The 22,099-nt window shown below is 39.4% G+C and carries 20 protein-coding genes and 1 pseudogene; 14 read left to right on the forward strand and 7 right to left on the reverse strand.

Translation table 11 applies throughout. The annotated features are described in order from the left end of the window. Window positions 1–27: 27 nt before the first annotated feature. Both BM390_RS00815 and BM390_RS00820 read left to right on the forward strand, forming a co-directional pair. Window positions 28–618: an NADPH-dependent FMN reductase gene (locus BM390_RS00815; protein ID WP_062320259.1), complete on the forward strand. Its 591-nt coding sequence runs from the start codon at window positions 28–30 to the stop codon at window positions 616–618. 196 nt (window positions 619–814) lie between these two features. Beyond that, the gene (locus BM390_RS00820; protein WP_369813752.1) at window positions 815–1,729 is read left to right on the forward strand and encodes a mechanosensitive ion channel family protein; all 915 of its coding nucleotides are present in this window, start codon (window positions 815–817) and stop codon (window positions 1,727–1,729) included. Window positions 1,730–1,836: 107 nt separating this feature from the next. Here BM390_RS00820 and BM390_RS00825 read toward each other — a convergent pair whose 3' ends face one another. Next, window positions 1,837–2,268 carry a MarR family winged helix-turn-helix transcriptional regulator gene (locus BM390_RS00825; protein ID WP_062320261.1) on the reverse strand — a complete coding sequence of 144 codons (432 nt, stop codon included), beginning with the start codon at window positions 2,266–2,268 and terminating at the stop codon, window positions 1,837–1,839. Between the two features lie 108 nt (window positions 2,269–2,376). On the opposite strand from BM390_RS00825, the gene BM390_RS00830 reads away from it, so the two are divergent. Continuing rightward, complete coding sequence (locus BM390_RS00830; protein ID WP_062320263.1) at window positions 2,377–3,366, forward strand: YhdH/YhfP family quinone oxidoreductase; 990 nt, start codon at window positions 2,377–2,379, stop codon at window positions 3,364–3,366. A gap of 132 nt (window positions 3,367–3,498) precedes the next feature. Here BM390_RS00830 and BM390_RS00835 read toward each other — a convergent pair whose 3' ends face one another. Both BM390_RS00835 and BM390_RS00840 read right to left on the reverse strand, forming a co-directional pair. After that, complete coding sequence (locus BM390_RS00835) at window positions 3,499–4,383, reverse strand: alpha/beta hydrolase (protein WP_062320265.1); 885 nt, start codon at window positions 4,381–4,383, stop codon at window positions 3,499–3,501. Between the two features lie 20 nt (window positions 4,384–4,403). Beyond that, window positions 4,404–6,005 carry a PucR family transcriptional regulator gene (locus BM390_RS00840; RefSeq protein ID WP_062320267.1) on the reverse strand — a complete coding sequence of 534 codons (1,602 nt, stop codon included), beginning with the start codon at window positions 6,003–6,005 and terminating at the stop codon, window positions 4,404–4,406. Window positions 6,006–6,124: 119 nt separating this feature from the next. Between BM390_RS00840 and fdrA the strand changes: the two are divergent. The 6 genes and pseudogenes from fdrA to BM390_RS00865 form a co-directional block, all read left to right on the forward strand. Continuing rightward, window positions 6,125–7,846: pseudogene (fdrA, locus tag BM390_RS15670) on the forward strand (acyl-CoA synthetase FdrA); the annotation flags it as partial. 60 nt (window positions 7,847–7,906) lie between these two features. Continuing rightward, on the forward strand, window positions 7,907–9,124 hold the full coding sequence (locus BM390_RS15675) for a YlbE family protein (protein WP_231631391.1): 1,218 nt from the start codon (window positions 7,907–7,909) through the stop codon (window positions 9,122–9,124). A gap of 2 nt (window positions 9,125–9,126) precedes the next feature. Then, entirely contained in the window at window positions 9,127–9,966 is an 840-nt protein-coding gene (locus tag BM390_RS00850) for an oxamate carbamoyltransferase subunit AllH family protein (protein ID WP_082394405.1), read from the forward strand. 12 nt (window positions 9,967–9,978) lie between these two features. Next, on the forward strand, window positions 9,979–11,268 hold the full coding sequence (locus tag BM390_RS00855) for an MFS transporter (RefSeq protein WP_246806731.1): 1,290 nt from the start codon (window positions 9,979–9,981) through the stop codon (window positions 11,266–11,268). A 33-nt stretch (window positions 11,269–11,301) separates the two neighbouring features. Beyond that, a complete protein-coding gene (gene arcC / locus BM390_RS00860) occupies window positions 11,302–12,309 on the forward strand; it encodes a carbamate kinase (RefSeq protein ID WP_082394406.1) in 1,008 nt (335 codons plus the stop codon). Between the two features lie 84 nt (window positions 12,310–12,393). Continuing rightward, the gene (locus tag BM390_RS00865) at window positions 12,394–13,617 is read left to right on the forward strand and encodes a dicarboxylate/amino acid:cation symporter (RefSeq protein WP_062320271.1); all 1,224 of its coding nucleotides are present in this window, start codon (window positions 12,394–12,396) and stop codon (window positions 13,615–13,617) included. 258 nt (window positions 13,618–13,875) lie between these two features. Here BM390_RS00865 and BM390_RS00870 read toward each other — a convergent pair whose 3' ends face one another. Then, a complete protein-coding gene (locus tag BM390_RS00870) occupies window positions 13,876–14,619 on the reverse strand; it encodes an Ltp family lipoprotein (protein ID WP_062320273.1) in 744 nt (247 codons plus the stop codon). Window positions 14,620–15,037: 418 nt separating this feature from the next. Between BM390_RS00870 and BM390_RS00875 the strand changes: the two genes are divergently transcribed. The 5 genes from BM390_RS00875 (at window position 15,038) to BM390_RS00895 (ending at window position 19,389) form a co-directional block, all read left to right on the forward strand. Beyond that, window positions 15,038–16,909, forward strand: a complete 1,872-nt coding sequence (locus BM390_RS00875; RefSeq protein ID WP_089852712.1) for an anaerobic ribonucleoside triphosphate reductase — start codon at window positions 15,038–15,040, stop codon at window positions 16,907–16,909. A gap of 1 nt (window position 16,910) precedes the next feature. Beyond that, complete coding sequence (gene nrdG, locus BM390_RS00880; protein ID WP_062320275.1) at window positions 16,911–17,390, forward strand: anaerobic ribonucleoside-triphosphate reductase activating protein; 480 nt, start codon at window positions 16,911–16,913, stop codon at window positions 17,388–17,390. A 146-nt stretch (window positions 17,391–17,536) separates the two neighbouring features. Continuing rightward, window positions 17,537–17,884 carry a DUF2200 domain-containing protein gene (locus BM390_RS00885; RefSeq protein ID WP_062320277.1) on the forward strand — a complete coding sequence of 116 codons (348 nt, stop codon included), beginning with the start codon at window positions 17,537–17,539 and terminating at the stop codon, window positions 17,882–17,884. 15 nt (window positions 17,885–17,899) lie between these two features. Further along, window positions 17,900–18,649: an ABC transporter ATP-binding protein gene (locus BM390_RS00890; RefSeq protein WP_062320278.1), complete on the forward strand. Its 750-nt coding sequence runs from the start codon at window positions 17,900–17,902 to the stop codon at window positions 18,647–18,649. After that, the gene (locus tag BM390_RS00895; protein ID WP_062320280.1) at window positions 18,646–19,389 is read left to right on the forward strand and encodes an ABC transporter permease; all 744 of its coding nucleotides are present in this window, start codon (window positions 18,646–18,648) and stop codon (window positions 19,387–19,389) included. The genes BM390_RS00890 and BM390_RS00895 overlap by 4 nt, the downstream gene beginning before the upstream one ends. 116 nt (window positions 19,390–19,505) lie before the next feature. On the opposite strand, the gene BM390_RS00900 is transcribed toward BM390_RS00895, so the two are convergent. From BM390_RS00900 to BM390_RS00910, 3 genes are read right to left on the reverse strand one after another with little or no spacing between them, the layout of a single operon-like run. Beyond that, on the reverse strand, window positions 19,506–20,486 hold the full coding sequence (locus BM390_RS00900; protein ID WP_062320305.1) for an ABC transporter substrate-binding protein: 981 nt from the start codon (window positions 20,484–20,486) through the stop codon (window positions 19,506–19,508). A gap of 60 nt (window positions 20,487–20,546) precedes the next feature. Next, window positions 20,547–21,302, reverse strand: coding sequence for a polysaccharide deacetylase family protein (locus BM390_RS00905; protein WP_062320282.1), 756 nt, complete (start codon window positions 21,300–21,302; stop codon window positions 20,547–20,549). 24 nt (window positions 21,303–21,326) lie between these two features. Then, on the reverse strand, window positions 21,327–21,929 hold the full coding sequence (locus tag BM390_RS00910; protein WP_062320284.1) for an NAD(P)H-dependent oxidoreductase: 603 nt from the start codon (window positions 21,927–21,929) through the stop codon (window positions 21,327–21,329). Window positions 21,930–22,099: the final 170 nt, after the last annotated feature.

Below are 22,099 nucleotides of genomic sequence, written 5' to 3' on the forward strand. Positions count from 1 at the left end.
TGGGAAGAGAGAAAGTAGGTTAGCTAAATGAAATGGTTAAATAAACTATTAGGAACACAATCTAAGGAGGAAAAAAACATGAGTGAAAAAATGAACATTGGGATTATTTTAGGAAGTACGAGAGAAGGCCGCGTTAGTCCAGCCGTAGGAGAATGGGTAAAATCAATTGCTGATAAGCGCGAAGATGCAAACTATGAGATCGTTGATATTAAAGATTACCAATTACCGTTATTAGGTGAAGGAGATGCGCCGGGTATTGCAAAATGGAATGAAAAATTAGCGGAACTTGATGGTTTTGTCTTTATTGTACAAGAATATAATCATAGTTTATCAGCCTCACTTAAAAATGCGCTTGATTTAGCGCGTGACGCTTGGCATAATAAAGCAGCCGGTATGGTAAGCTACGGTTCAACTGGTGGTGCACGTGCCGCTGAACATTTACGCGGAATTATGGGTGAATTAATGATTGCCGATGTCCGTACACACCCAACGCTCTCATTATTCTATGACTTCAAAGGTCAAGAGTTTGCGCCACAAGACTTGCACTTAGAAACCATCAACTTAATGTTAGACCAAGTCAATGACTGGAGCGGAGCACTTAAGCCGTTAAGAAAATAATTAACAACTGATTTTTACTAACTATCATTTAAAGCTAGTGTCGCTCTTAGAGAGGGATGCTAGCTTTTTACGTGGATTGAAACTTGTATCAACGTGTATAGCTTAGGTTAAGTGCTTATACCGCAAAAAATATAAAGGTTAAAAGATAGGTGAGCGGGTAGATATTGATAAAGGTACCTATCAGAAAGGGGGACGCGTGTTGAATCCACTCATACGTTTTTTTAGCCAACCGTATGCGATGCAGCTTCTCGCAGCTATTGTCGGGATTATCGTAATTCTCATTATTAGAAGCTTCATTGAAAAGCGTTTGAATCATTATATTAAGGACTCCGATAGTTCTTATCGCACGAAAAAAGCGGTCGGGATTGTGGGGTATTTCTTAATTGTCTTACTCATCTCGGTCGTCTATCGTGACCGGTTAGGATCGTTAACGGTCTTCTTTGGTATAGCGGGTGCTGGAATCACCTTTGCCTTACAGGAAGTGATTGTTAGTTTTGCCGGCTGGCTGGCGATCTTGTTTAGTGATATTTATAAGTCAGGGGATCGTGTACAAGTCGGTGGAATAAAAGGGGACGTTATTGATGTTGGCATCCTTCGAACAACCATTATGGAGATCGGTGGTTGGGTTGATGGTGATTTATATAACGGCCGGATTGTCCGGATTGCCAATAGCTTTGTTTTTAAAGAACCGGTTTACAATTACTCAGCTGACTTTCCATTTTTGTGGGATGAGATTAAAATCCCGGTAAGGTTTGGCAGTAACTATAACATGGCTAGACAGATGTTTACTGAAGTAGCGAACAATGTTGTGGGTGATTACACGAAAGAAGCAGAAGAACAGTGGGATCAGATGGTTAAGAAATACTTAATTGAAGATGCGCAAACAGAACCGCTTGTCTTAATGGTGGCGAATGACAATTGGGTTGAGTTTACGGTGAGGTACGTTGTTGATTACAAGAAACGGCTCGGTATTAAAGATGAGTTATTCTCGCATATTTTACAAAAAGTTGAAAGCAGTGACGGAAAAGTCGCTCTTGCTTCTGCAACCTTTGAGCTGGTAAATACACCAACAGTAAATATAAAATCAGACAGAAAAAATGACGAAGCGTAGATAATCACTTTTCTTCCTTAAACGACTATACTAAATAAGAAACACCGCTAAATAAAGGGGTAAGCCTTTATTTAGCGGTGTTTTTGTCTATTCAAACAGTAGGTTAATTAAACATCTTCATGAAAATCAGACGTGATAATCGTTGTTAATGCCTTTTTTAATACAAGCGTTTCATCATCAGCTAAGTCTTTTAGAACGACGGTATTTAACTGCTGAGTGACCTTTTCGATAGGGTCTTTCATGGCATTTGCTTTTTCCGTTGGGATGACCCAGACGTTTCTTCGACTATTTTCATCAATCGATCGCTCGATTAAATCAGCCTTTTGCATACGATCAAGAATGCCAGACACCGTTGGCGCTTCTAAGTGTAAAAGAGCCCCAATTTGTTTTGGAGACAGAGCCCCATCTTGCCACAAACAATTTAATACCCCATACTGAGCGGGTGTTAATTTATATTCTTGAAGTAGTTTGCTGAAATGTTTGAATACCTTGTTTTGACTGACACTAAGTAAAAAATTCATACAATCATGTAATTCCATAGACAGCCCCCTTTCCTATGTTGACGTATCCATCATAGCATGTTAATCTTTTATAGCAAACATTTTTGTTTGCGAACTGTTTTTATAAAAAACAAAGGAGAATATGAGATGAATTTATTTAAGGCGCTTGTTGTTAGAGAAGAAAATGACGAAGTGAATTATGACTTAGAAGATGTAGCGGTGGAGGCATTATCTGAAGGAGACGTACTTATTAAAGTGGCTTATTCTTCGCTCAACTATAAAGATATGCTGGCGGTACAAAAAAACGGAGGTGTCATTAGAAATTACCCAATGATTCCAGGGATCGACTTAAGTGGGACGGTTGTTCGTTCACAACACGAAGCGTATGAAGAAGGACAAGAAGTCATTGTGACAGGCTTTGAACTTGGTATGACTCATACAGGTGGATTCGCTGAATATGCAAAAGTGCCAGCTGATTGGCTTGTGCCTTTACCTAAAGGCTTGACGTTAAAAGATGCCATGGTTTTTGGTACAGCCGGTGTAACAGCGGCCCTTTCGATTGCAGCTTTAGAAAAAAACGGCCTAAGACCTGATAATCATCCTGAGATTTTAGTGACAGGTGCAACAGGTGGCGTCGGTAGTCTCGCGCTGCAGATGTTAGCTAAAAGTGGCTATCCTAACATTACGGCCTTAGTCCGTAAAAGTTATCAAGTGGAGATCGCTAAAAAATTAGGAGCAACAGCAATTATTTTTCCAGAGGACTTGGGTGAACTAAAAAGACCGCTAAATAAATCTAAATATGACTATGTGTTAGATACGGTTGGCGGGGACGTTGCCTCAACCATTATCCCTCAACTATCCTATAGAGGAAGCATAAGCATGTGTGGGAATGCCGCAGGCATCCAGTTAACGTCAACGGTCTTACCACTGATTTTAAGAGGGGTGAACATCTTAGGTATTGACTCTGTCAACGTACCTATCACAGAACGGTTTGAATTATGGGATAAGCTTGCAGGTGACTGGAATGTGTCGCAAACGGCATTAGTAAACGAAGTGTCGTTAACAGGTTTAAAAGAGAAAATCACCGCAATTAAAAAGGGTGAACATCTTGGAAGAACGATCGTAAAGTTTGATTGAATGACTTCTTTTTATGAGATAGTTTAGGGGTCAATTCATCAGCTAGTTTATTAGTATGAAACCTTAAATCAAATATACATTCAAAATAACGGTAACCGACGTGATGAACATTGGTTACCGTTATTTTTATGTCTAGCATTCTTTTACTGCTGTCGTTGTTAACGTTTCCTCTAACCAAGCAATGATTTGTGCATAGATTTTTATGCCGGTCGTATCGGTCGTATCTCGGTCAAAATCATGTGTGTCATTATAGATGGTGAGACATTTAGCTGACGGTATTTTCCGGCTCATCTGTTTCGATAGTCGGTAAGGCACGTCAGGGTCATGTGTAGCGGCAGCTAGTATGGTCGGTGGAAACTGTTTAAATGTTTCATCTGAGACGTGATAAGTCTCAAGTGGTGAGTGAGGTTGTAAGTAACGTAACCAGTTGCCTTCTTGTCTTGCTTTTAAATAGAGGGCGAAGCGCTTTTCAAGTGAACCCTCTGTCACATAATGGTCTGAGATAATGCCATTAACGACGCTGTCCTCTACGGCTGGAAACTGTAAGTAATGCTTACTTGGTTTTTTGAATTCATCTACGTCAAAGCCTGGATAGCCATATAAACTTATGATAGCAGCAGGTGTCATATCTGTTTTTTCTAACAAAGTCTCAGCTAGTTTAAGAGCTAAATAGGCTCCTGCTGAGCGTCCAAATAAAATCAAACGATTATGCTCTAGTTGAAAAATGTCTTTTCTATGCGTCGCGTAATGCACACAAAGTTCATAGGTAGACTGCAAGATTATATCTAGTGAGACCTCTGGCGCCAGTGGATAGTCACACGTTAATACATCATAACCAGCCGTCACTAGCTGATCGACGTAAATGTTTGGCAAGTCATCGCGATGACCATATAATAGTCCCCCGCCATGAAAATAGACAATCGTAGCCTTCTGTCTATTCTCACTGGCACGATATAATGTCATCATCATATTTATATTGTGAGTGGATGTATAGTGGTAAATCTCAGGTGTGTGCAACAGTATGTCCTCCCTTAAAACTAATGTAACAGTTTAAATAATCGCGTGGCGATTTGAATTTGTAAAATATCCTCAGGTTGATCAAAATTAATAGTGAGTAACTCTTTCACCTTGTCTATCCGGTATCGAATCGTTTTATGATGTAAAAATAGTCGTTCAGCTGTTTTAGTGTAGCTCTGTTGCGTATCAATAAAAACAGACAGTGTTTCAAATAATTCCGGATGCTGTTCCTTAAAGTCAACAATATGCGGCGAGATAAAACTCTTAGCTTGATCTAACTTATCTAGGTCGAGTAATAGCTTATAGATACCTAATTGTTGGTAGTTTAAAACGGAGTTTTCTGGATAAAATAAATCAAGAATTTTTTGAGTTTTCAACGCTTCAGTATTTGCTCTGTGAATAGCTTCCTTGTGTACAACTGAGCTCATACTGATATGGTAATAATCTTTTTTATATCCCTTCATGACTTGTTCAACCGTTTCTTTGATTTTCTTCTCATTGAGTGACTGATCAACTTCTCTAAGGTTAGCTAATAAAACAATTCGGTTCGTATTTTCCATATAGGCAAAACGGTTGGTTGGAACCTTTAATAGATAACGCATCTTTTTTAACAGCTTGGTGTAATCCTTTTGAAGTGTGTCGACTTGCTCTTTTTGATAGAGTTTTACGATGGCGACTTGATAATAGTCATATTTATCAATATTTAAGTAATCTAAAATGTCATCGACATCTTTCTCTTCTTGAATGCGGTTATTTAATACATCGTTTAAGATGTTATTTTTTTGTTGATAAATATTTTGTGACAGCGCATATTTCTTCAACAATTCCATTTGAAGAAATTTGACCGCATTCTCTAACACCATAAAGTCTTCTTCGCTAATGTGATGAGTCCCTTCGTGAATAATCAGCTCATATTCATCATGCTCAAGACAAGGGATTTGTACACTGATTTGAGACCCCTTACTTTCTTCGCTCCCAATGGTGTAGATCACCTCACGTCGTTTATAACTATAAAACATATATTTTTCCTGTTTAATGGCTTGTTTACTAAGAATGTGGTAATTTGATAAATCGGCGTTAGTAGTGATTTGAGTCTTTTTTAACATATTCAATAAGGTGAAATCAAAATGAATCATCTGTTTAAACTCTTCCAAAATAGCTTGGATTGACGGCATCTTTAAAGCAATCTGCGTAATCTCACTATGAATCTCATAATAACGATTGAGTAAAGCAACATTTTTATTAATGATTGGTTCTAAAATAGCTAAAACAATGGCTTCATACTTAACTTCTTTATCAATTTGGATTAATAAGATGCCGTGCTGATGGCAAAGTTCAATCATCAATTCAGGCACATGATGTACGAAACGATCGACTTTAACAATAATCGCTGCAATCCCGATGATCGCCATCTTCTTAAAAAAATCGGTTAAGGTCTTTTCGGATAAATCTTTAAATGCGAAAAAACTCGTGAGAATGACTTGCCCTTTTTTGCCCCAATTTTCGATATCTAGGGCTTCTAATACATTAACACCGGTAATCTTTTTATCACAACCAGCCTCGCCTGCGATGATTCTTGCTTTTTTTAATGGTTCCAGTCGCATCAAGTTAAGCGCCTTCATTTTGCCACCCCCTTTATCCTTTTCGTCTAAAAAAACAATAAAATTCTAGATTTCTTAGCCAATGTATTCTAAAAACTCTCGTGCTATATTTATCTTACAGCAAACAAGGAGGTTTGAAAATGTTAAAAACAGTGATTAGAAAAAATAGTTATCAAGATTCAATTAACTTGATGCTACTAACCAACGCTATCAATGGTTTGGAAGGAGTGAAAAAATGCTCCATTATGATGGGGACGGATGCTAACAAAGACATTTTTAAAAACAGTGGCTTGTTAACAGACGAAGCAAAAACAGCCTCACCGAGTGATATGGTCATCGTGATCGACGCTGAGAATGAGGAGATTTTTGAAAACGCTTTATCAGAGTCGGATAAGTTTTTAGATGATTTAGCCGTGAAAGGTGAAACAAGTGGATTTGAAACAGTCAATAGCTTTAAAGCTGCTCAAGATAAGTTGCCAGAGGCAAACCTCGCTTTATTATCTATTCCAGGCGAGTACGGTGTGGATGAAATTGAAAATGCTCTAGATCAAGGTCTACATGTTTTCTCATTTACAGATAATATTCCACTTGAGGAAGAAGCCAGATTAAAACGAAAAGCCCACGAAAAGGGCGTTATGTTAATGGGGGCAGATTGTGGTACGGGTATTATCTCTAGTACACCGCTTGCTTTCACTAACGTTGTCAAACCAGGTAACATCGGTATTGTTGGTGCTTCTGGCACGGGGATTCAAGAAGTGACCACCATTATTGACCGTCTCGGAGGAGGGGTTGTTCATGCGATTGGCACAGGTGGACGTGATTTAAGCGAAGAAGTTGGAGCGATTACGGCAAAAGATGCGTTACTTGGATTAGAGGCACATGATCCCACAGACGTGATTGTCTTTATTTCCAAGCCACCTGCAAAAAAAGTGCGTGATGAGATTGTAGAATTATTGCATAGCTTATCTAAACCAGCTGTGGCGATTTTCTTAGGTGAAAAACCAGATCATCATGAAGGTGATGTTTACTTAGCACATACACTTGAAGAAACAGCACGCATCGCCGTTGATTTAGCAGAAGGAAAAGCCGTGCAGGTAAATTACAGTCAGCCGCTAGCAAATAGCGTTGACGTTGTTTTATCTGAAGATAAAACAGTCAAAGGGCTTTATTCTGGCGGAACGTTAGCGGCTGAAGCGGGTATGCTTATCTCAGATGCTCTTGACTTGGGCGGGTTAATTAAAGAGGAAGGGTATATCTTAAAAGCCAATGGCTATGAAGTCATGGATTTGGGTGATGACATTTATACGCAAGGAAAACCACACCCAATGATTGACCCAGAAGTACGTATCAATAAAATGAGAACATACGCCAACGATGCAGATACAGGAGTTATTTTATTTGATTGTGTCTTAGGTTATGGTTCACATCCAGACATGGCAGAAGCCTTATCACCAGCGATTTTAGAAGCGAAAGCAACAGCTGAAAAAGACGGAAGAACCTTATACTTTGTCGCAACAGTCTGTGGAACAGACCAAGATCCTCAAGGTTATGACAAAGCCATTCGTACATTAAAGCGGTCTGGTGTGTTTGTGGAAGAAAGTAATGCGAAAGCTGTGCGTCTTGCGCTTAAACTAAAAGGGATTGATTATGAAACAAATAATAAAGACCAACAAGAGGTTAACGCGGCTAAAAATACTTTACCAAAACTAAGTGAAGCGATTCGTGATTTACTCAATACAAAACCACGTGTCATTAACATTGGTTTGAAGAGCTTTACTGAATCCATTATTGAACATGGTGGTAAAACGGTACAGTACAACTGGAAACCAGCTGCTGGTGGAAATAAAAAGCTGATAAAAATTTTACATGCTTTAGCAAAACTAGATGAAGTAGAAGAAGGTAATGCAGCGGTTGTTGAACAGATGAAAAATACTCAGCCGTTCTTAGTCGATGTGCGTCCAGCTAAAGAAGTGATGGATGTGTTAAATGATCGTGTCATCCTTCATGCTGGACCACCGATTGACTTTAAAGATATGACAGGACCTATGCAAGGGTCATGTATTGGTGCGGTGTTATTTGAAGGTTGGGCGGATGACGAAGAAAGTGCACGGAAGTTACTTGAAACGGGTGGCGTGACCTTCTCACCTTGTCACCATCATCATGCGGTCGGACCAATGGGGGGAATTACGTCTAGTAATATGCCTGTACTCGTGGTTGAAAATAAACTCGATGGCTCACCTGCTTACTGTACATTAAACGAAGGTATCGGGAAGGTTCTTCGGTTTGGGGCTTATTCACAAGAGGTTGTCGATCGTCTTCACTGGATGAAAGATGTATTAGGACCAGTGCTTTCACAAGCGCTCAGACATAAAGAGGGTGGCCTTAACTTAAGTGTTATGATAGCAAAAGCCATCACGATGGGTGATGAGTTCCATCAACGTAATATCGCGGCCTCGCTTAATTTCTTAAAAGAAGTGACACCGCTCATTGTAAAATTAAAAATCAATGAAAAAGATAAATATGATGTCATTAGTTTCCTTGCTGATACAGACCAATTCTTCTTAAATATCATGATGGCGGCAGGAAAAGCAACGGTTGATACCGCGCGTAAAATCCAACGAGGAACCGTTGTGACAACCATGGCAAGAAATGGTCGCGACTTTGGTGTTCGCATCAGTGGTATGGGTGATGAATGGTTTACAGCGCCAGTCAACACACCAAACGGTTTGTACTTCACTGGCTATTCAGAGAGTGACGCGAACCCTGATATTGGTGACAGTGCCATTACAGAAACTGTCGGTGTCGGTGGTATGGCGATGATCGCTGCCCCAGGTGTGACTCGTTTTGTAGGTGCTGGTGGTTTCAATGATGCTCTTGATGTTTCGGAGGAAATGAATGAGATTTGCTTAGCGAACAATGCGAATTGGAGTATTCCAACATGGGACTTTAAAGGTGCATGCTTAGGCATTGATGCACAAAAAGTCGTTCATTCTGGGATTACACCAATCATCAATACCGGTATTGCCCATAAAGAACCTGGCATTGGTCAAGTAGGCGCAGGGACGGTGCGTGCACCGCTTGCGTGCTTTGAAAAAGCTTTACTTGCCTATGCAGACAAACTTGGCATTACTGTTGACTAATCATGGTTAACAACATTAAGGGTGGAGCAATTAGTAGTTTGTTGCTCCCCCTGATACACAAAATTGAAACAGGCCGTGTACATAGCCTGTTTAAACGGGGCATTAATATCGAATTTGATGATACGCATCTCTTTTTAAGTGCAGCGAGTGAGCCGCTGTCTGCTTTTGGCATTAACATAGCGCCAGACAAATTAGCTGATGTTAAAGCGGTTGTACGAGTAGGTGACTTAGTTGTTAAAAAACAACATGCACTTGTTATTTACGGCGAAGCAGCTATCATCGCGATTCATTACAATGATCTGTCAGTGATGGATCTATCTTTTCCTACTGTTATTTGTCAAAAAAAAGCTATACAAGAGACGGTGTTGTACCAAATGCTAGAGCAAAGCAAGCTAACAGAACAAATCGGGTTAGAGCTGAATGATACAGCAGTTGAACACATTGAACAGCTCATCAATCTACCTAAACAAAATAAACAAACACAGCTTGCTCTTATAGATTATTTTTTAGGTCGAGGTTTAGGGTTAACACCGAGTGGTGATGATTTGCTTATGGGTTATACGATGGCTGTGATGGCTTTTCAAGTGAGTCAAGATTGGTTAGACTGTTTAGCTTATAAAGTATCAGAAAATAAAACAACTTACATTAGTATCGCTTATTTTCACGCTTTATTACATGACCATTTAAGTGAGAATTTTGTTGCCTTAGTAAAATTATTAGATACAAATAATCGAGAAGTGATTGAAACAGTCATAAAAGAAATTCAGCAGTATGGCCATACGTCAGGCTATGATACGTTATATGGTTTTTGGTTAGGACTAACAATGGTGTCTAAAAGTTGAGGAGGGTTTTAAATGGAACAAGCAAAACAAATGAATATGGTTGATAAGTATAAAGCTATGCCGGTATCGGAACGTTATTGGTGGAAAGTAGTCGCGTTAGGCTTCTTCGGATGGATTTTGATGTATGCTGACCGGACGATTCTTAATCCGGTTATGGGTAATATTGGAGCAGAGTTTGGTTTAAGTAACGCGCAGCTCGGCTTAGTCAATAGTGTGTTCTTCTTAGCGTATGCGGTAACTCAAATTCCATTTGGTGTATTAGCAGATAAAGTTGGACGAAAGCTCGTCATTTCCCTTGGTTTTATTCTCTTTGGGGTTACCACCTATTTAAGCGGTGTGGCATCAGCTTTTGGTGTATTTATGCTTTTCCGTGTGTTAACTGGTATCGGTGAGGGAGCTTATTATGGCCCGGGTTATGCCTTGTCTACTGAAGCGATTCCAACGAAGAAATTAACCTTAGGTACAGCCATTATTAATAGTGGGATGGCGTTTGGTACATCTCTTGGTTACTTATTATCAAGTAAATTAGTGCTTGAAAATGGTGCGCACTGGAGTCAGCCATTCTATATTATGGCCGTTCCAACAGTGATCTTGGGTATTCTTTATTATACGTTATTAAAAGAAAAGATTGTGCGACCAGAAGATCAAGGCAAAGAAGAAGTAAATAATAGTGATGCAACACAAGCTGTTGCTAGTGAAAAAGTTAGTTTTAAATCAATTATTACGAATAAAAACTTAGTGGTAACATTTATTTTAGTTTTCTGTTCTATCTATGCTAACTTCGTTATCATTACGTGGTTGCCAAGATTCTTACAAGTAGAACGTGGTTTTGCGGGCACAAGTGTTGGGTTTATTTCATCGCTTGTACCATGGGCATCCATTCCAGGTGCACTTATCTTAGCGCGATTATCTGATAAGTATAAAACAACGAAGAAATTTATTTATTTCCTTGTCCCACTATCGATTATTACATCATTCGGGATTGCCTTTGTAACGGATCGTACGTTACTGATTGTCGCTTTAATTGTTTATGGTTTAACAGGCAAGTTAGCACTTGATCCTATTTTAGTGGCGTTTGTAACAAAAAATGCACCGAAAAGTTCTTTATCTACCACATTAAGTGCCTATAACTTCATTGGGATGTCAGGGGCGATTTTAGCACCGTATATCACTGGATGGATTGCGGATACAACAGGTTCTATGAAAGTTGGTTTTTACCTGGCATCCGTCTTACTGACGATCGGGATGATTATATTTGTCCTCGTGGCTAAAGATAATGATCAGATAGAAGAAGCAAAATAATGCTCAAACGATAGAGGGAAAGAGGGAGAAAGTATGATTGAAAATAAAAAAATAATTGTGGCTCTTGGTGGGAATGCGATTCTTTCAGATGACCCAACAGCAGGTGCTCAAATCGAAGCCATTCGACAGACATGTGATCGTTTAGCGGATTTAGTTGAACATCATAATCAATTGATTATTTCGCATGGAAATGGGCCTCAAGTAGGGAACTTATTATTACAGCAACAATTAGCAGATAGTGAGAAAAATCCAGCCTTGCCACTTGATACATGTGTCGCGATGACAGAGGGAAGCATTGGGTACTGGATGCAGAACGAAATGAGTAGTATATTAAAGAAGCGAAATATTGATAAATCTGTCGTTTCTCTTGTGACACGTGTAGAAGTCGATAAAGATGATCCTGCTTTTACCCATCCAACGAAACCGATTGGTCCTTTCTTAACAGAAGTGGAAGTGGCTGAAGCAAAAGAAGATGGGGCTAAATATATTGAGGATTCAGGAAGGGGTTATCGTAAGGTAGTGCCTTCACCAAAACCCGTCGGGATTGTTGAGTTTGATACGGTCAAACAACTCGTAGAAAATGATGTCATCACCATTTCTTGTGGAGGTGGCGGTATTCCAGTCCTTAAGACGGAGGACGGTTATACAGGTGTTGAAGCGGTTATTGATAAAGATTTTGCCTCAGAGAAATTAGCTGAACAGGTCAATGCTGACTTATTTATCATTCTTACCGGTGTCGATAATGTGTATATTAACTTTAATAAGCCAAATCAGAAAAAGCTTGAAGAAGTGTCTGTTGAGGAGTTAAAGCAGTATATCGGTGAAGGGCAATTTGAACCGGGAAGCATGTTACCAAAAATTGAGGCGGCAGTGAAGTTTGTTGAAACATCTGATCATGGTAAAGCGATTATCACATCACTTAGCAACTTAGATAATATTCATCAAGGAGCTGGTACTGTTGTCGTAAAACATAAAAATAACAATGAGAAAGTCGAATCGCTCAATGTTGAAATGCATGAATCTCTAATAACTAGCGAGTGAAAGCCCGTTTGTAATCAATCTATAAACAAGAAGCGGGTGCTAGCTATTAGCACCTGCTTACATGTTGTTAGTCGGGAGGCCGTTATGAAAAAGCTAAAGTTAAGTATGACAACAAAAATCATGTTGGCGGTAATACTAGGTGTCTTATTCGGGGTACTCTCTGATGGGGATTTAACAAGTTTAAAGCTTATCGGCGATATTTTTCTTCGCTTGATTCAAATGTCCATTATCCTTCTCGTTATGGGGCAGATTATTGAAGCGGTAGGTAGTTTAAATTCAAAGGAATTAGGTAGGAGAGGCTTAAAAACCATTGGGATTTTTCTTGGAACATCCTTTTTAGCCGCATTATTTGGTATTATAATTGGTTATTGGTTAAAGCCAGGTGTCGGCAATCAGTTAGATACATTGACAAACGGTGTTGACATTGACCCAAACAGTATTGGAACATCCTCTGATGTGATACTGAATTTCTTCTCACCAAACGTCATTCAATCGATGGCAGAGGGGAATATCGCACAGATTATTATCTTTTCTGTCCTATTTGGTATTGCGATGAGTCTAGTTAGAGTGGAGTCTGGCGCAGAAAAAGTACTTGGATTTATTAAAGAATTTAATCATATTATCTTAAAACTTGTCTTAATGATAATGAATTTAGCGCCGATTGGTATCTTTGCATTGATTGCAAGTACCATCGGCAAGCTTGGATTAGGTGTTATGATGCCGCTATTAAAATATTTAGGTGTCTACGGTTTAGCTACAGCTATCTATTTATTACTTTTTACTGTATTTATTTCCGTTACGTGTCGTATAAAATTACCTAAGCTTGTTCGAGGGATGTTTCAAATGTCTGTGATCGCGCTCGCAACGACATCGTCAGCCATTACATTGCCGACGGCAATGAAAGACGCTAAAGAAAAATTAGGTATTAGTGAAAGAGTATCAAAGTTTGTCTTGCCACTAGGCATGACTTTAAATAGTAACGGTGCAGCGATGCATATGGCAATTACGGTCATCACTATTGCTCAAATATACGGAGCGGAATATACGCTCACTCAATATATTTTCATTGCCGCTCTATCAACACTGGTTTCACTTTCGAATGCGGTTGTGCCAGGTGCGGGTCTTGTATCTATGGCGATAATTATTCCGCAGATGGGCTTGCCACTTGAATCGATCGCAATCTTTGCTGGGGTAGAGTGGTTTGTGGGTATGCTTCGAACGATTTTAAATGTTGACTCAGATGTCTATGCCGCCTTACTTGTGGCCAAAAGTGAAGGAGATATTGATTACTCTGTGTATGATCAATAATTGTGTCAGATAGATTATTTACTAGTAATGAAAGTATAGATGAATAAAGATAATCGGGATATTGATGGTATAGTGGAAGAAATACAATGAGTATCACGCTTATATCGAGGGGGAAATACTGAATGGTATCTATCAAATAGAGCCATTTAAACGGCTAAGCATATAAATGAATAAAGTATTCCTTACTAATGTTACTGGGCTTCTGAACGTGATCACGTTCAGAAGCCCAGTGCTTTGATAGCTGATTTTTTAAGATGATTAATCTGGTAAATTGTCAATCGCATATTGAGCTTGTTCGGCTGTAAAGTCTTCAAAAATCAGTTGGTCATATAATCCTTGATCCGAGAAGGATGAATAATCTAAGTAATCAATCGCTGCCCCCAGCGCTTGTTCGTTCCAATCCACGTTAATATTATCAATCGCATATTGTGATTCTTCAGCGGTATATTCTTCAAAAATCAGTTGATCGTATAGACCTTGTTTAGAGAAATGAGAATAATCTAGATAGTCATTAGCAGCACTTAGTGCTTGCTCATTCCAATTGGTTTCTATGTTATCAATGGCGTATTGTGCAGCATCTTCAGGAAAACTTTCAAATAGGAGTTGGTCATACAATCCTTGTTTTGAAAAGCTACTGTAGTTTAAGTAATCCTTGGCAGATTGAAGAGCATTACGAAACTCTCGCGATACATCAGATTCAGTTTCACTTGGTGCGTTTTCAACGGGAGCTTCAGTATCCTCAGTATCTTCAGTTTCATTTGTATCTGATGGGGATGTGTCGTCGTTATTCAAATCTGAATCATCTTCAGATTCAGATTCATCATTGGACATTTCCACGTTCATATTATTTTCTGTGGTGTCCGTCTCCTTCTCTGGTTCTTCGCCTGTTGAGTCAGTTTCGTCGTTTCCTCCTGTCAGGGCAGAAACAATGATTGCCGCCACAATGAGAATAAACCACCATTTCTTGTAAAAAGGCTTACGCTGTTCATTTTTGTTTGACATAATAACGCCTCCAATTTTAATAGTATTTTTTACTCAATTTTCTTTAACTATAACGGTCATTTGCGAAAGACTATCTACCAATTTTAACTTATGTAGCATCGAAATAGTAAAATAGTCTCTATTCAATTGTAACATTAACTTCTAATTATTTGAAGTTAATTTTGAAATATATGTATAGAAAATGTCGGACAATGTCTATTGAAGTAGAAGTCTGTTAACACCTGTCACAAAATTGTCATAACTAAAATGAAAGCCGACATGAGTTGTTTTCATGTCTGTTTCATCATTTTTAGACCTTTTTATGTGACAAAATTCACTATAAAATGAGAAAGGCTTATGATAGAATAATACAACATATAGTGTTCGTATCAGTTAACTATTCTATATATTGTACATACATGCTTAAGGAGTGGATTTTATGGTAGTGATGACAGAAATAAAGGAACAAGGCTTAATTGACGCCTTAACAGAAGTGGTAGAGGTGAGTAATCAAGATCTTATTCAAGAAAATGCGAATGTAGATGGTGCCTCACCAATGGGGCAAATGTCGAAGTTTGGTTCTGAAGCGGCAAAGTTTTTCGCAAAAGAAAAGCTCTTATCAGAAGAAGTTGTTAGAATGATGGAAGAGAACTTCATCCATCCACACGATTTGGATTTTTATCCAACGGGTACGACAACATGCGCCCAAATTCCGCTCGGTAAAATATTAAAGGACGGTTTTAATACGGGTCACGGATTTATGCGTGAACCAAATGATATTATGAGTGCGATGGCACTTTCATCGATTATCTTTCAATCTAATCAAAATATGCAGCACGGTGGTCAGAGTTATCCGATGTTTGATTACGACTTAGCCCCATATGTTGAAAAGACACATAAAAAACACTTAGAACGCCTACAATCTTACCCGACCAACTGGACTGAAACAGAGCTAGATGATATCGCTTGGCAAGAAACGGATCGTTCAACGTATCAAGCGTGCGAAGCTTTTATCCATAACTGTAACTCGATGCATTCACGTGGCGGGGGCCAAGTACCGTTTGTCTCGATCAATTATGGTACCGATACATCAAAAGCAGGTCGGATGTTGATGAAAAACTTACTACAAGCGACAAAAGCGGGTCTTGGTAACGGAGAAACACCAATTTTTCCAATTCAAATCTTTAAAATGAAACAAGGCGTAAACTTTAGTGAAACAGATCCAAACTATGATGTGTACCAGTTAGCCCTTGAAACAACAGCGAAGCGCTTATTCCCTAACTTTAGCTTTATTGATGCTGAATGTAATATCGTGCATTATAATGGCACGAAAGAATCGGAAGTGTCTTACATGGGGTGCCGCACACGAGTGATGGATAATCGCCACGGGGACAATAATAGTATTGAACGCGGAAATCTATCGTTTACGTCGGTTAACTTAGTGAAGCTAGGTCTTGTTGCTACTTCACTGGATGATTTCTATTACCGATTAGATCGCGTGCTGGATGTTGTCATTAAACAGCTGTTAGAACGCTTCGAGTTTCAAGCGAAAAAACAAGCCCAACATTTTTCTTTCCTTTATGGCCAAGGTGTGTGGAAACACAGTGAGACACTTCAAGCAACAGATGAAGTACGTGAGGTGTTAAAACAAGGCACGCTAAGTGTTGGTTTTATCGGTCTAGCCGAAGCACTCGTGGCGTTAACGGGTGAACATCACGGTCAAAGTACAAAGGCAGATGAATTAGGTTTTCAAATGATCTCTTATATGCGTGAAAAAGTGGAACAAGCATCTAAGCAGTACGATTTAAACTTTAGCCTAATCGCGACCCCGGCAGAAGGCTTATCTGGTCGGTTCACGAAAAAAGACCGCGCCACTTTTGGTATGATTCCAGGTGTCACTGAACGTGATTATTATACGAACTCTTTCCATGTACCGGTCTATTACAATACCCGAGCGATTGACAAGATTAATGTGGAAGGAAAATATCATAACCTTTGTAATGGTGGGCATATTTCTTATATTGAAGTTGATGGAGATGTAACGAAAAACACCCAAGCGCTCGATACATTAGTCAAAGCGATGGCAAAGGCTAATATCGGTTACGGTTCTATTAACCACCCAGTTGACCGTTGTACGTCTTGTGGTTATACCGGTATTATTAATACGTCGTGTCCGACATGTGACAATCATGATGAAGAAAAGATTGAGCGGATTAGACGTATCACCGGCTATTTAGTAGGCGATATGAAAAAATGGAACAGTGCGAAGCGTCGCGAGGAATCTGAACGTGTCAAGCACCAGGGGAAATAAGATGAGTGAGTCATTACGTGTACTCAATATTCTTCATGATTCTGTCGTTGATGGACCTGGACTTCGAACGGTCCTCTTCTTTAGCGGTTGTCCGCACTTCTGTAAAGGATGCCATAATCCAGAAAGCTGGAATATTCGAAACGGCAGTGAGATGACGATTGATGCGGTTGTTGAGGAAGTTTTATCGAATCCGCTGACAGATGTCACCTTATCAGGAGGCGATCCGTTCTTTCAAGCGAGCGGTGTGAAACATGTCGCAAAAAGACTGAAAGAAGCGGGTAAAAACATCTGGGCGTATTCAGGATATACACTCGAAGAACTACTTACACTCGGTGGTGACTATACAGAGTTGTTAAGCTACTGCGATGTCTTAGTCGATGGGCCGTTTATTTTGGCCGAGCGTGATTTAAGTTTAGATTTTAGAGGCAGTCATAATCAACGGATCATCGCGTTAAAAGATGTCCCAGAACTCCAACGTTAATCAACACGACTCAATCAAGAAAAATAGAATCAAGTCATCAAAAAACCACGGTTGCCTGTGATATACTACAGATTAACGGTGGTTTTTTTGATGCGTGCTATGTAAAAGAGTTAAAATAACGAGAATCAACAGAAGGAGTGTTCATGATGGGTGAACCAAAGATTTATCAGATGTCATTTGGAGAGATTTATCCGTTATACATTAAAAAAGTTGAACGAAAAGACCGAACGAAAGAGGAAGTCGATACCATCATTGAGTGGTTGACCGGCTATCATGATGAAACATTAATACAAGCACTAGAAAAACCAATGAAAGACTTCTTTCGTGATGCACAAAAGCTCAATCCCAATCGTGACCAAATTACGGGTGTGATTTGTGGTGTACGGGTTGAAAACATTGAAGAAGAAGTGATGCGCGAGATTCGTTACTTAGATAAATTAATTGATGAATTAGCAAAAGGAAAAAGAATGGAGAAAATCCTCCGCAATAATTAAGAAAGATGTGACAAAATGAAACCTTTTATAACTTTGGATAACGTCACGTATCAAGTGGGTGGACACGTGATTTTCGACCAGCTGAATATGACATTGGACGAAGGGAAAATCTATGCGGTGATCGGCCCATCTGGTGTCGGAAAAACGACCCTCCTGCACTTACTAGCAGGCTTTATTAAGCCGGCCAAAGGACACATGACTATCGCAGGAGACGAGATCCGTGATGTCAGAGAGAAGACGAGTTTTCTCTTTCAAGACTTAGGCCTTTTCCCGTGGCAAACAGCTGCTGAAGCGGTGGCGATGCCGCTCAAGATGTCAAAGGATAGAAGTAAAACAGATACCGACGAAACAGTCGATCATTTACTATCGTCACTTAATATATTAAACTGTAAAAATTACTATCCTCATCAACTGAGTGGGGGTCAAAAACAGCGGGTGGCGCTTGCGAGAACACTGATTACACAACCTGATTTATTATTAATGGATGAGCCAACATCCGCTCTTGACGCGATGACAAAAGAAACGATCCAACAATTATTTTTAGACTTACAATCAGAACGCCTTATGACGAGTATCTTTGTGACGCATGATATTGAAGAAGCGGTGTTTTTAGGTGATGACATTATTATTTTACATCCACAAGGTCACTGCCAATTTTTAATGAATAAAGAAAAACAGGAAAGCTTGAGCCGTGAGACTAAAGCTTTTTATGATCAATGTTTTTACGTGAGAGAACAGTTAAAGTTAGGGGCGAGTAAGGCATGAGTAAGTTAAAAAGAAGTTTTCATCAACCCCTGCTGATTGGTTTCGTGCTAATGATTGTGATCTGGTATGTGCTTCATTTAGTTATTGCGACGCGAACCATTCCTGCACCCGTAGAAACGTTCGACTACTTTTTTCGTCATCTTAATCCATTAATCATCCATATGGGTGCGAGTCTACTGAGGGTCCTGGTGGCCGTTATCCTCGCCTTACTGATTGGGTTACCGATCGGTATCGCTATTGGTCGAAGGAAGGTGTTAGATAAGTTGTTGTCACCACTCCTCTATGTGATCTACCCCATTCCTAAAGTCGCTTTTTTACCTGTTTTTATGTTGTTGTTTGGTTTAGGGAATGTATCGAAGGTGATGTTAATGTTGTTTATCATTGTCTTTCAGTTAATGTTGTCAGTCAGAGACGGGGTAAAAGACATCCCCCCACACTATTTTAAGGTGATGCAGTCTTTTTCAGCTAAACGACAACATCAATATCGTTACGTCGTTCTCCCGGCGATTTTACCTCGGGTTTTTTCGAGCTTAAGAATTAGTATCGGGATATCACTTGCGACACTTTTCTTTGCGGAGAACTATGCGACAACGTATGGGGTCGGATATTTTATTTTAAGTGCGTGGATGAAAATGAACTATGTCGAAATGTTTAGCGGGATTATGGCGCTGAGTCTTTTAGGGAGTGTTTTTTTCGGGTTTATCGATGTGTTAGAAAAGAAGTTAACACCGTGGCTTTAATGAAAAGCGCTGGAGATAAAGCTTGAAAAATACGAAGTGAAAACCGGATGTGATTATCTTTTGAGAAGATCACATCCGGTTTTATTTCATCTTAATATTTTTAATGCTTGAGTTAATTACTTATTGATAAACGAAAAGTCCGTTAACTGATCATAGGTATAGCTACTCGTAATCTGTCCTTTTGATTCGGTCCATTCAATGATCCGGTTAAATTGGTCTTCATCAATCACACCCGCGTGTTCATATGGATCGGGTTTATTATTAAGGTAAGTACTCATCGCCTCAGGGAATTGATAGGTTGTTAGAATGTCACTATATTCCGTGGCGTCTGTTTTATTCATGTAGTCAACAGCCTGGTTGTAGGCTTGATAAAAGGCAGTTAAGTCGGCCGGATAGTCGGTGATGGTTTCTTCTGTAAAGAGAAGCGTCCCACCTTTGATGCCCGCTTCTTTTGAACTTCCGAGTAAATGAGCGCCTTGCTGAACGAGTAGACCGGCTTGTGGTTCAGTGAAAATCACGCCGTCAATTTGGTTTTCAAGTAAAGCTTCTGCACGACCAGCAAATGATGGGATTTCAACAATAGTGTAAGTGAAGTCACCTTCAGCTGCGAATTCATCCATAATGTACTCTAAAATAAAGTTTGGCACAAGGGAAACATCTTGACCAGCTAACTCATTCATCGATGTAATACCTGAATCAGGCGAAGATAAAATTTTAAAATCTTCATTGATATCTGATGTGATCTTTAGTGCAATCCCTCTGTCAACAAAAGCAGCGGTTGTCATCACATCACCAATCGTACCATCTAACTCACCTGCTTGTAAGGCGACATTACGATCATTTGGTGAGGTGAATGTTTTAATCTCAACATTAACACCTAAGTCCTCAAAATACCCTTTTTCTAAGGCAAGAATAATCGGTAAGCTCCCTTCTGCTGGAAGTGTACCAATCGTGATCGTTTCACCAGTTGGTGACAAGTTTTCTGAAGCGTCATCTGTATTGTTTTCCTCTTCTGATGTGTCGTTATTTGACCCGCAGGCTGCAAGTAAACTTAAGCCTAGTAATAATATAAGTAGTACGTGTAATGTTTTTTTCATTTTCATTCATCCCTTCTTCATAACAAATCGTCTCTCTTTTTTATGCTTTTTTAATGTAGATTAATCTTCTGATACAAGTTGTTTAAACCCTTCAAATGGCATCATATAAGGCACAACATCTCGGCGGAGCTTAAGTGGTTCTGTTTCTTTCGTGTTCACACCAGGCTCTGTCGTAAAACTAAGATTAAAGTCGGCTTTTTTCAATGTCTCAACGTTATCGTCATTAAATAGACCAAACGGAAAAGCAAAGACATCCTTTTCAGATACAATAGCGTAATTGTTACATGTCGCCAAGTCATACAAAAACGCATCAGCTGATTCTGTCATCAGCATACTCGTCGTTTCACTGCTGCGCTGATGGAAGTGATGCGTATGGTTACAAAAGGTGAAGACATCGCTCATCTCGCTTAAGTCTTTTTCAGCCAGGCAAACAGACTTGTCGGGATTGAAAGGCAATGTTTCACTATGCAGCCAGCCCGTGACGACAAAGCTCAGTGCTTTAAAACCGTATTTTTTTAACACGGGATACGTGTAGTGTTTGAGTGATTGGAAACAATCATCAAATGTGAGTAAGATACTTTTTTCTGGTAACGGTTTGCCTTCGAAATAAAAAGCTTTGACCTCGTCAATCGTTAAGGTGTGAAAGCCTGCTTCATAAAGGTACTGCATCTGTTGGTTAAATTGTTCTAACGTAACAAAGAGTGGTGACGGTAAGATATCGTCATAATTTTGTTTGACGTCAATGTGACTCTTATGTGCTGGATTAAATTCATTTTCTTTTCTTACTTCATGGTACATCAGTGTTCGAAATGTCATAGGTCATTCCTTTCTTAAAACGTATTATAAAGCCCAGATTCTTTCTTGTGCATCTTGTAGATACAGTTCAAGTTCATCTCTACTCATATATGGGACACGACCATAAAAGACGTGGTCAATAACGTCTACTTTATTGGCGTTAAATAACCAGCCTGACGTGACCGTTCTTATGGCGGTTGTAAGGGGATTCTCTTTACCATCAATCACTTGGGGTTGACCGGTAGGGGTGAAAAATAGAGCACGTTTCCCTTTAAAGTGATGAGCGACTGTTTCATCTTTAAAGCTGTAGAAGAACCCGTGTTGACATACACGATCGATATACCCTTTCATGATTGCTGGCATACCATTCCACCAACTTGGGAAGATAAAAATATAGACGTCATTCTCCAACAGATGTGTCATTTCCGTTTGTACATCTGGCGGGTAGTGTGTATTTCCCCTAACAAACTGGCCTTCTTCAATGTGAATCATATCTTCTGAATCAAGGATCGGGTTAAAATTCATCGCATATAAGTCTCTTACGGTTACATCATATTGTTTTTCTTTGAGTGTTGATGTCACACGATCTAATAAAGCGTGAGAAAAGCTCTCTTTCCGTGGGTGTGCAAATATAACTAATGCTTTCACATCCATTCTCTCCTTTCATGTTAAGTCATTCACAAACAATAGTAAAAGTATAGCACGTCACTTTGTGGATGACAATTTCAAAAAAGAATAAACTGTAAAGTTTATAAAAGGAATGACCTAAAAGAAAACAGGCTCTATGAGCCTGTTGTTGAGACACTATTGATTTAATA

The organism is Halolactibacillus miurensis (assembly GCF_900116255.1).
Lineage (GTDB): Bacteria > Bacillota > Bacilli > Bacillales > Amphibacillaceae > Halolactibacillus > Halolactibacillus miurensis.